Annotated in this window: 6 protein-coding genes; 3 read left to right on the forward strand and 3 right to left on the reverse strand. The window is 38.8% G+C overall.

The genetic code is table 11. The features are described from left to right. Nucleotides 1-34: 34 nt before the first annotated feature. A complete protein-coding gene (locus H8796_RS13075; RefSeq protein WP_117931867.1) occupies nucleotides 35-922 on the forward strand; it encodes a HEPN domain-containing protein in 888 nt (295 codons plus the stop codon). 49 nt (nucleotides 923-971) lie between these two features. Here the strand turns inward: H8796_RS13075 and H8796_RS13080 are convergent, their stop codons facing one another. Further along, nucleotides 972-3,830, reverse strand: coding sequence for a DEAD/DEAH box helicase family protein (locus H8796_RS13080; protein ID WP_117931868.1), 2,859 nt, complete (start codon nucleotides 3,828-3,830; stop codon nucleotides 972-974). A gap of 37 nt (nucleotides 3,831-3,867) precedes the next feature. Beyond that, nucleotides 3,868-5,157: an ATP-binding protein gene (locus H8796_RS13085; RefSeq protein WP_074557912.1), complete on the reverse strand. Its 1,290-nt coding sequence runs from the start codon at nucleotides 5,155-5,157 to the stop codon at nucleotides 3,868-3,870. 955 nt (nucleotides 5,158-6,112) lie between these two features. Here H8796_RS13085 and H8796_RS13090 point away from each other — a divergent pair. Continuing rightward, nucleotides 6,113-8,203 (forward strand): BT4734/BF3469 family protein, encoded by a 2,091-nt coding sequence (locus tag H8796_RS13090; RefSeq protein ID WP_117931869.1) that lies wholly within the window; start codon nucleotides 6,113-6,115, stop codon nucleotides 8,201-8,203. A 100-nt stretch (nucleotides 8,204-8,303) separates the two neighbouring features. On the opposite strand, the gene H8796_RS13095 is transcribed toward H8796_RS13090, so the two are convergent. Beyond that, complete coding sequence (locus H8796_RS13095; protein WP_117931870.1) at nucleotides 8,304-8,738, reverse strand: DUF6078 family protein; 435 nt, start codon at nucleotides 8,736-8,738, stop codon at nucleotides 8,304-8,306. A 259-nt stretch (nucleotides 8,739-8,997) separates the two neighbouring features. Between H8796_RS13095 and H8796_RS13100 the strand changes: the two genes are divergently transcribed. Next, entirely contained in the window at nucleotides 8,998-11,715 is a 2,718-nt protein-coding gene (locus H8796_RS13100) for a DEAD/DEAH box helicase family protein (protein ID WP_117931871.1), read from the forward strand. Nucleotides 11,716-11,721: the final 6 nt, after the last annotated feature.

The following is an 11,721-nucleotide window of genomic DNA, read 5'->3' on the forward strand; positions in this document are numbered from 1 at the left end:
CGTACCTTTGTAAGGTTATCAAATAAGCTTGATTATGAAAAAGTCTATAAAACGTTTACCCAAACGTACGCAGGAAGAATTGACAGTCTTGCTGGATTTAGTGTGTAAGAGCATCAGGAATTGTCAGATGGTTATCCTGTTCGGAAGTTATGCAAGGGGAAACTATGTTTTATGGGATAGTAATATAGAATTCGGTGTCCATACTTCCTATCAGAGTGATTATGATATTCTTGTGGTCATAACCGGACCGGCTAAGCAAGTGGAAGAGAAATTACACCGTATTACGAATAAATATCATGACTTGTTTGCAGACCGTCGTCATGCTTTTCCGCAATTTATAGTGGAGCATATTAATACAGTAAACCGTAATTTGGAAATCAGCCAGTATTTCTTTACGGATATAGTAAAGGAGGGTATCATGCTTTATGATAGTGGTAAGTGTGAATTGGCTAAACCACGTAAGTTGAGCTTTAGGGAGATTCGGGATATTGCACAGGGTGAATTTAATAAACTTTTTCCTTACGCCTGTGACTTTTTAGGTAGTGTGAAGGAATATTTCGTGCCTAAAGGACAATATAACTTATCCGCTTTCATGCTTCATCAGGCTTGTGAAAAACTTTATAATTGTATTCTGATGGTCTTTACGAACTATCGCCCGAAGAGTCATAAAATCAAAGAACTCGGTGGGATGGTGAAACGTTTTTCTATGGAATTAACCACAGTCTTTCCTCAAAATACGGATGCAGAGAAAGAATGTTTTGATTTATTATGCCGTTCTTATATTGAAGCTCGTTATAACAAAGATTTCAGTATCTCGCAAGAACAATTGGAATATCTTATTTCCCGCGTAGATATTCTGAAAAATATTACTGAACGCTTATGTAAGGAGAAGATTGTGGAATATGATACGATGATGAAATAACTTTTACCGTAAACACGAATATCTCAAATTACATTGCTGGCAATCTGTTTCAGATATCACCTTGACAGATTTTATACAACAACTCTAACATTTCCTCCGCAATCACGCTCTCTGAAATCCTTATCGCATTATCCTCTTCCGTATTATAACCGAGGTAATTCACACTCCCATACCATATTAATGATTTGTCAATAACTGTAATATGTAAAGACAAATTCTCTTTGGCAATCACTTTAACGCCAATCCTTTTCAATAATTCATCCTTTTCTGAATGGCATTTTACAAATACTATAATTTGAACGCCTCGTAAGGTAAGTTCTTGTAGCATATCAAGTATGGGAGTCCGTATGCTAAACCACAATTTGGAAGAAGATATCACTACCGATTTACGAGTACATGATAGGTCGGAAAGAAATGTCCTTAAAAAATTCTTTCCATTAAATATGATATCCGGAGAATTGTGGAAAAGATTTGTCGGATTAATTGTGCTCAATTTATAGCCAACCGCTGCATATCCTTTTAATCTCCGTTTATACATGGTGTCACATAAGGGCAGATGAATGTCAATGTAATCATAAATAATAACATCTTTCTTGCCTGGATACTCACGATGTAAACGACCTGAATATTGTGCTACAATGCCTTTCCATGAAACGGGCAAGGCGAGAAATAGCGTATCAAGCCGGGGATAGTCGAAGCCTTCTCCCACATACTTGCCCGTGGCAACGATTACGAAAAGTTCTGTTTTGGAAATATTGTGCAAACGCTCCATTTTCGAACGTTTTTCTTTTATTGATTCCGAGCCGACAAGCGTTATTACATTCTTACACTTTGAGGTAAGCATGGTTGCCAATATTTCTACATGAGAGGTGAGGTTGGTCAAAATAATAGGGGAACGTCCATCTTCTAATGCTTTACATACATCGTCTATTATGCGTGTGTTCCGACAGATGTCATTACTCATTCCTTGTATGGTTTGAGTATATGTTTTCTTATCATCCGTCAATTCCCGATAATTTGTAAAACGAGGTATAAGTAACCGTTCAAATGTTTGCGAAGCCATCTGTGTTTTTGCATCAGCAGAATAACGGATAGGACCGCATTGCATAAAGATAATAGGTTGATGTCCGTCTTTGCGAATGGGCGTTGCCGTCAGTCCATATACATAACGAGCGTTTGAGTACTTCAATATCCGTTCGAAATTTATCGCTGAAACATGGTGACACTCGTCCACTATCACCATGCCGTAATTTCGGATAAAAGGTTTTATATCATTTTCTTCAAAACAGGATTGCATTAAGGCAATATCTACCATACTATGTAAATTGTTTCCTTTGGAATCCAATGTTCCAAAAGGAGAAAATACTTTTTTGCGTCCACGTTTGTGTGGCGTATCCTCTTGCTTGTAATCTATCACCAAGTATTCTTCCAATCGGGTTTTCCATTGGTCGAGCAGGGCTTTGGTATGTACAAGAATAAGTGTGTTTACTTTGCGCTCCACTATCAATCCGATAGCCGCTACGGTTTTTCCAAATGCTGTAGTTCCATATAATACGCCATTGTTGTGTGGTATCAGATTTTTTATAGCTGCAATCTGTTCTTCACGTAACTCTCCTTTGAATTGAACAGAGATTGGTGTGCCAAGCTCCGTTTGATCGTTCATACGATAAGAGACATGGTTTTCATCTAACAAATTAGTAATAGCATCCTCACATCCTCGAGGTAAGGCGATATATTTGTCCGATGGCTCTGCACATGAAATAATGCGAGGTACATTATATGTAGATAACCTCATTCCCAACTTTGCATAGAATTCCGGATTCTTGAAAGAGGCAATGCGTTTTAAATGATTAATCGCCTTTGCAGAAAGATCTTCCAGAGGGATATAAAGCATATTGGATTTTATGAGAAGTAGTTCATTGGGGAAATCATCTCTTGCTATCTTTTGCGCCGATGGTGTTTCCCAAGGTTTGGTTTCGCTTGTAGTTGACAATTCTCCAAGTTCTGATGTCATTCCATGCTTCAATAAAATCTCATCAACTAATATTTCCGAAACTTTTTGCACACCCAACAAATACGTCCATTGGTCTTCATACGGCATAAAGTTTTCATCTACGAAAACACTATTCCCTTCTTTCCGAGCTTTGCCTTGTAGAGGTAATGCGACTAAATTTCCGAAACCACCCTCCGGTAACCTGTCTTGATTGGGGAAGAATCGGTCGTATGACTTGAAGGTCATCCGTCCATTTCTTTCCATGGCTTCTGTTAATATAGCATTACCTAATTTCCTCGCCTTACTTGCTTCCAAAGATATTTCAAAAAATACCCAGACATGTGCACCGTTTCCCGAGCGTGAACGCTCAATGGCATGTGGAATCTTCCATTCCTTACAAACATTTATATAGGATAATACATCATTTTGATAATCATACTCGCATGATTTATCATCAAAGTCGGCACAAAGGAAGTTACATTTGTTATCCGGGAGGATAGCATATACTCCGATTACATCGCACCCATCAATATCCTTACCCTCAAGATGTCTATAAACATCTTCATAACTTAACTCCTTAAAATGGCGATTAGGACATTCGGTACATTTATATTTCCTTTTATTACATAATTGTCTGTCCCATTCATTCAAACATACAGGCTGGTAACCAGATTTTCCACTATTCTTGCTATACCATCTTCTTGCAAAAATATCTTTCCGACCATGGAATAACTCTCTAAACAATGCGACCTTTTCTTCCAGAGACAAACGAGTGACTACAATGCTTTTTTGTGGCTTATCATCTATATGTAGTTGCATCTTTAGATGTTTGATTTCATCTTTTAAGACTTTGTTTTCCTCTTGGAGCCGTATATTGTCTTCAAAAAGTTCTTCGTATGTCGGGTTCTTCTTCATGGTAGATAAAATCTTGCAATCATATTTTCTGCTGAACTTAGAAATAAGTCGATATAGCATAAAGCGGAACATTTGTCATCCAGTCCTGCTCTCGATAATCCGACATGGAGAAACGCAATCCGTGCATACCTGGACGAGAAGCCACAAAGGTGGAAAGTGATTTGGCACGGAGATTCTCTTCTGCCTTTGCCTCTATCGGAACGATCTCACCACCATGTTGAATCAGAAAATCTATCTCTAATTTCGCATCGTTACTATAATAGAAAACAGAAGTATCGCGTGTCGCTACTAATTGGCTCATCACATAATTCTCCGTAAAGGCTCCCTTTGATTCCTCCATGCCGTTTTCAGCTACTAATAGCTTTTCCGGTGGGGTTTCGCTCATGGCTCCCAACAAGCCACAATCTAAAAGGAAAAGTTTGAAACCGGAAATATCCACATAGAATTTTAAGGGCATCTTAGCTTCGTTCACCCTTTCTGCCTTATAGACCAAACCGGCATCCATCAGCCATTGGATAGCTATTTCAAAATCTTTAGCTCTACCTCCCGGTTTTGTCACACCATAGATGAATTTCTTATTTTCTTTCACTAATTGTGAAGGCATGGATTGCCACACCATATTGATACGATTGGATTCCGAAGTAGGCACGTGCTTCGATATATCTTTTTGGTAAGTGTAAAGAATATTGTTTTGGACTTCTCTCACCTTAATGGCATCATTGGTTTCAATGAATTTCATGACTGATTCGGGCATACCCCCTACAAAATAGTATTCGCGCAACGCCTTGACGTATTCGTTTTTAAGTAGTTTTATCGTTATCCAATCCTTGGAACGAAGAATATCAACCATTTGTTTTTTGCCTTTTGCTAATAGGAATTCATCGAATGTCATGGGGTAGATATGCAGAATATCGACCTTGCCAACAGGGAACGATTCACCTCTATGCATAGTAATACCCAATAACGACCCTGCAACCGCCACATGATATTGGGGGGCATTTTCGCAGAAATATTTCAAAACTGACAATCCGCGTGGCGATTCTTGGATTTCATCAAGGATAATCAATGTTTTACCGGCTTCTATGCTTTGCTCTGTGATGGCACCTATTGCAAGGATGATACGTTGTATATTATAATCTTGCATAAACAGATTCTTTGCCAATTCATTATCATCGCAATTGATATAAGCTACATTAGCAAATTCTTGTTCTCCGAATCTTTTAAGAATATAGGTTTTGCCAACCTGACGTGCACCTGATAAGATAAGGGGCTTTCTACCTTCCTTGTTCTTCCATTCCTTGAGCTGCTCTATAATGTTTCTATACATGGTAGTCTATTATTAAATTTGATGTCTAGTACAAATATACACTTTTCCTACCGAACTTTTACTCTTGAATCACATTTTTCTTACCGAATATTTTGCTGCTAAATACGTAAATCCTACCGAATATCAAAAAGACTATTACTTTTCTACCAAATTTTCTTTGTTTTTGTAGTCTGAATTCTGGCAAAAGAACGCAAGAAAACATGGAACGAAAGAATGGATTATTTTTTTTGATAACTAGCAAGTTAAGTTTTTCGTAGTGAATAATGTGTATCGGAGGTTATGCAAGGGGAAAATCGCGGAATATGATACGGGGTGGAATAGTTGCCTTCAGTGAAATAAAGAGGTGTCGCATTTATGAATTGAATTCAGCTTACGCAACTCTATGAAATAAAAAACAAAATATATCTGTCATCTGTCACAGATTATAATCTAACTTGCAGAGTATAAGAACTTAATAGTGTGACAGCATAAGGTGACAGCAGTGTGATAGCAATAATGCTGTCACCCCAAAAAACAAAGAAAAAATCAAAGATACTGTTTGGAAATGAATAGTATCAGCTATAGAAAGATAAGTCGTTCAATTTATTATCCCCGTACTTATGAGTTGTACTGCCTTTAAACTAACAGTTTCAAGGCGTGAAACTGTTATTCTTGCGGTTTGAAACTTTAGTTTCATAGGCTTGAAACTCTAGTTCCAATTACTTGAAACTATTGGTTTCTTACCGATGAAACTAGAGTTTCTCTTAGCTGGAACTTTAGTTTCAAGCAGAGAAAAATAACTTGAACCGTAATTGAGTGATAACGATCCCGTTTCTTTCGGCTAAATAGGCACTTGATATATCAATAATTTTTTATATTAAAATCTTGTTTTTCTTGTCGGTCCCGAATAATATGAGTAATTTAGCAGTCTCAACGATCACAAAGGCGCTGACAAAACAATTTATTATCAAAATTAATGAAAATTACTCAATTTCGTAAGAACGAAGATACGATAGCGCTTAGCGTAATGGATCTTGATATACTGGTAAATAAGATAAAGACAGAAATAAAATCCCGTCCTGTTTCTACATTCAGAGAGCATTTGCGATATACCCTTCCCGATGAACGGTGTATGTTTACCAATAAACTCCCCCAAATAATTCCTGCTGCCGAATTCCGAAGAGTAAACGGTCAGAAACAGATGAAAAACTACAACGGTATTGTAGAACTGACCATCGGTCCCTTGTCCAATAAGTCGGAAATCGCTTTAGTGAAACAAAAAGCCTGTGAGCAACCACAAACCCGTTGTGTTTTTATGGGTTCAAGTGGCAAAACGGTGAAAATATGGACTACCTTTACCCGACCGGACAACTCGCTTCCCAATACACGGGAAGAAGCGGAATTATTCCACGCCCATGCTTATCGATTGGCTGTGAAATGTTATCAGCCCCAGATCCCATTCGATATACTTCCCAAAGAACCGACTTTGGAACAATATTCACGCTTATCCCACGATCCGGACATCATATATCGTCCGGATTCAGTCCAGTTTTATCTCTCTCAACCATCATCAATGCCCGAAGAAACCACTTTCCGTGAAGCGGTTCAGGCGGAGAAATCTCCATTGACTCGTGCCGTACCGGGATATGATGCGGAAAATGCATTTCTGATGCTTTTCGAAGCCGCTTTTCGGAAAGCTTATGCCGATCTTAGGGAAGCGGGGCTCGAATTGTGCGAAGACACATGGCATCCTTTAGTTGTCCAACTGGCTAAAAACTGTTTTGCCTCGGGACTTCCGCAAGAAGAAGTTGTGAAACGTACCATTTTCCATTTTTATATGTATAAACAGGAAGAGCTTATCCGGCAAATGATTGGCAATATATATACCGAGTGCAAAGGCTTCGGTAAGAATATCAGCCTGACTAAAGAGCAGCAACTCGCCTTACAGACAGAAGAATTCATGAAACGCCGCTATGAATTCCGCCATAACACTCAAATTGGCGAGGTAGAATATCGTGAAAGACTTTCTTTCCGTTTCCGCTTCAATCCTCTCGACAAACGTGCGCTGAACAGCATTGCTTTGGATGCGCAAATGGAAGGCATCCCGTTGTGGGACAGGGATATTAGTCGTTATATTTACTCCAACCGCGTACCTGTATTCAACCCGTTGGAAGATTTTCTCTACCGGCTTCCTGCGTGGGACGGCAAAGACCATATCCGTGCATTGGCAGCCACCGTCCCTTGTAAGAATCCGTATTGGATGGATTTGTTCCACCGTTGGTTCCTCAATATGGTTTCTCATTGGAAAGGAAGTAATAAAAAGTATGCAAACAGTGTTTCTCCCTTACTTGTCGGACCGCAAGGGACACGTAAATCCACCTTTTGCCGGAGCATAATGCCCCCTACCGAGCGTTCCTACTATACCGACAGTATTGATTTTTCTCGAAAGAAAGATGCCGAACTTTACCTCAATCGTTTTGCGCTTATCAATATCGATGAATTTGACCAGGTGAGTTCGACACAACAAGGCTTTCTGAAACATATTCTGCAAAAGCCTGTACTGAATGTGAAGAAACCTCATGGCAGTGCCGTGCTTGAAATGCGTCGTTACGCCTCATTCATAGCTACGAGTAACCAAAAAGACCTGTTGACCGACCCTTCCGGCAGTCGTCGTTTTATTTGTATCGAAGTGACCGGAGTGATTGACACCAACCGTCCGATCGACTATGAGCAGCTTTACGCACAGGCCATGTATGAACTGGAACATGGCGAACGTTACTGGTTCGATCAGGAGGAAGAAAAGATCATGGTGGAAAACAACCGTGAATTTGAACAAGTCCCGCCGGAAGAGCAACTTTTCTTCCGTTATTTTCGTGCCGCGCAGCCTGAAGAAGGGGAGTGGCTGTCTCCAGCAGAGATTATGGAAGATATTCAAAAAGGTAGTTCAATCCCGATGTCTGTCAAGAGGGTTAATTCTTTCGGAAGAATACTGAAAAAGCAAGAAATCCCTTCCAAACATACGCGTAGCGGTACACTCTATCATGTCGTAAGACTAATAACCAGGTGACAGCAAAAATGCCATCACCCTGCTGTCACCTCTTGCTGTCACGGACTTATCGGTTCATTACTAAACTATTAACCCCTAATTTGTGACAGATGACAGCAACTTACCAAATATATTCTTCTGTGTAGCGTTGGTAAGTTGGTTCTTCTTTTATTCCTTTATTACGGAATAGTTGTCTGATGTAGGCTTGGTCTTTAGGCATAAGCCCCCGTTCTCCACGATAGAACCGATAATATCCCGTTTTACCGTAGTGTCCCACTAATTGTATTCTGATACTGACCGCATCTTCATAAGGAATTCTGTTAAGCAATTGTTTAAGTCCCCATGCCACATGGACTTTTACAGTAGTTTTAAAACATTCGCACTGATTCCCATCCGCAGGATAACGTGCCGGATTAACGATGGAGATATAAAGATAGTCGGCTATTTTATCTTGCGTAACTACGTGGCGCAAGCATTTCGAGGCTTGTGGACATTGGTCGTTGAAACACCGGGAGAAATTGTAGGGGACAGACGGGCTGTCGGATTCTTCTTTCATCTTGTAGGGTTTATTTTATTTGTGAGATACTGTTGTTAATACGTTAATATACGGAAAATATTCTTCGCAAAAGTAGGGCTTTATTTTGGAAATGGGAAGTGTTTGGACAAATATTACTGATATGCAAAGAATCTTTTATAGAGAAATTGTGTTGTGATGTATCAAAAAATCTCTATTTCTTTCTCATATTCTATATTTTTACCTATTTTTGTAACTTCCGATAATATAGCCTTATCGGAAGTTACAAAAAAACACACACATGAAACCGGAAGAAAAGGCTCGAATAATAATTGACCGTATGCTTAATGATGCGGGTTGGGAGGTAGTTGATAGAAATCATTATTCTCCTGAAGTATCTGCTATAGCAGTCGAGGAAGGCTTGCTGAAAGGTAATCGTGAAGCTGACTATTTACTTTTTTTAAATGGTAAAGCTGTTGGCGTATTGGAAGCAAAGAAAGAATCTGTGTCAATTTATTCTGAATTTGTGGCAGACCAGGCTGAAAAATATACTAGAGGTGTACCTCATTGGTGTCAGGCTTGGATGAATCCTTTACCTTTAGTTTATTTGTCAAATGGAAGGGAACTGTTATTCAGAGATACCCGTGACGTTGATTCTGAATATATTTCTTTGAATAAAATTCATTCTCCTAAAGAAATAGCAAAACTATTAGGACTTAAAGATGATTTTGCAGGACTCCCAACCTTAAAAAGGAAAGGATTAAGGGATTGCCAGTATGAAGCGATAACAAAATTAGAAAATAGTTTTCGTAGCGGGCATGATCGTGCATTGATGGTTTTGGCTACGGGAGCGGGAAAGACTTATACCGCATGTTTGGCTGCCTATCGTTTGTTGGCTTTCACTTCAATGAAGAGGGTTTTGTTTCTTGTTGACCGTAATAATCTTGGAAAACAGGCAGAAGGAGAATTTGGAACATTCCGTTTGACTGAAAATGGTGATCCGTTTAATACCATATTTGGAGTAGAAAGATTGAAAACTGCAAAAATCCCAAATGATGTCAATGTTGTTATCTCTACTATACAGCGTTTATTTTCTTTATTGTCCGGAGACGATTTTATAGATGATGATAATGAAGCGGATTATGTTGTCGACGGCACTAGAAATATGAATTTGCCAGTTCATCCTAACTTGCCCCCGGATTACTTTGATTTGATAATTATTGATGAGTGCCATCGCTCTATTTATGGTAGTTGGCGAAGTGTGCTTGAATATTTTAGTTCTGCAAAAATGATTGGGTTAACAGCTACTCCTGCTGTTGAAACATTAGCCTTCTTTAATAACAACTTAATAGTGAACTACACTCTTGAAAAGTCAATAGTTGATGGTGTCAATGTTGATTATAGGGTGTTCCGTATTAAAACACAAGTAACCGAAGATGGCGGTGCAATTCGCGAGGGGGATAAAGTACGTAAAATAACCCGCTATACAGGTAAAACTGAAAATATCGAAACACAGGAAACGACTACTTACACAAGACGGGAACTGAATAGGAGTATTATTAATCCTGCTCAAATAAAGTTGATTTTAGAGACATATAGAGATTCGGTTTATACAGAAATGTTTAATGATCCCCAAAGAGAACCTAATTTTGACTATTTACCTAAGACATTAATATTTGCTTTGAATGATGCTCATGCAAGTAATATTGTTAAAATAGCGAAGGAGGTCTTTGGACGTGAAGATGATACGTTTGTGCAGAAAATCACTTATTCGGCTGGAGATAGTAATGAATTGATACGTCATTTTCGTAATGATAAGGACTTCCGTATTGCTGTAACTGTGACTTTGGTTGCTACTGGAACAGATGTGAAGCCTTTGGAAGTGGTGATGTTTATGCGTGATGTCGAGTCTGACTCTCTTTATACTCAGATGAAAGGTAGGGGAGTACGTACTATTGGTGATGAGCAACTTCGTAATGTTACTCCAAATGCTCATAGTAAAGATTTATTTTTCTTAGTCGATGCAGTGGGAGTAACAGAACATGAGCATTATGTAACAACTTCTGGAGTGGGAAGCAATGCTGAAACATTGTTGTCTTTAAGGCAACTTTTAGAACGTATCTCTCATGGTGAACTGCTGGATGAACATCTGCGATTGTTGGCTAGCCGTCTGTCAAGAATACATAATAAGGCAAATGAAGAACAGAGGAATGAGTTTATAAGATTGGCTGGTACAGATATGCGGGATATGGCATCTCGTATATATGAAGCTTTGGATAATAATCTGTTGCCGGAATATGTGAATATAAACGAACCGAATAACGAACGGAAAGGCTTGGTGCGTCCTCTCGCTATTCATCCCGATGCCCGTGAATATCTGTGTATTCTGAACGCCGGATTTGTCACAATTTTAATGCCCGGTGAAGATACATTGATTGAGAAAGGATTTTCCATAGAGGAAGCTCACGACACGACTCAGGCGTTTGAACAATATGTAAATGAACACAGGGATGAGATAGAGGCTTTACGTATTATTTATAATAATAACGGAGAACCTATCACTTATGCAATGCTTAAGGATTTGGAGAATCGGATGAAAATGGAGAATTACAAGTTTAATCCTTCCCAATTATGGAATACATATTCTATTATTAACCCTTCCAGTGTAGTACATTTTGGGACGAAAGAAGAAAAAGAAGCTTTGACTAATATTATTCAGTTAGTCAGATATGCTTATCATCAGGTGACAGAACTTCGTAGCCTGTCATCAATGGCTGCCCAACGTTTTGAATTGTGGTGTGGGCAGATACAGCGTACAATGACTGAGGCTCAAAAGAATACTATCCGTCAGATTGTGAACTATATTGTAGCGAATGGTTCTTGTACAATAAAAGAAATAAAGGAAGATGATAAAACAATAGCGCTTCAGATGATACGTAAGTTTGGTACTATAGCAGCGGTGAATGAGGCTATTGTTTCATTATCTCAGTTTTTAATTTATAATAGAAAAGTAGCATAAAATTAA

Origin of the sequence: Bacteroides sp. M10, from assembly GCF_014334015.1 — a bacterium.
GTDB classification, from domain to species: Bacteria; Bacteroidota; Bacteroidia; order Bacteroidales; family Bacteroidaceae; genus Bacteroides; species Bacteroides intestinigallinarum.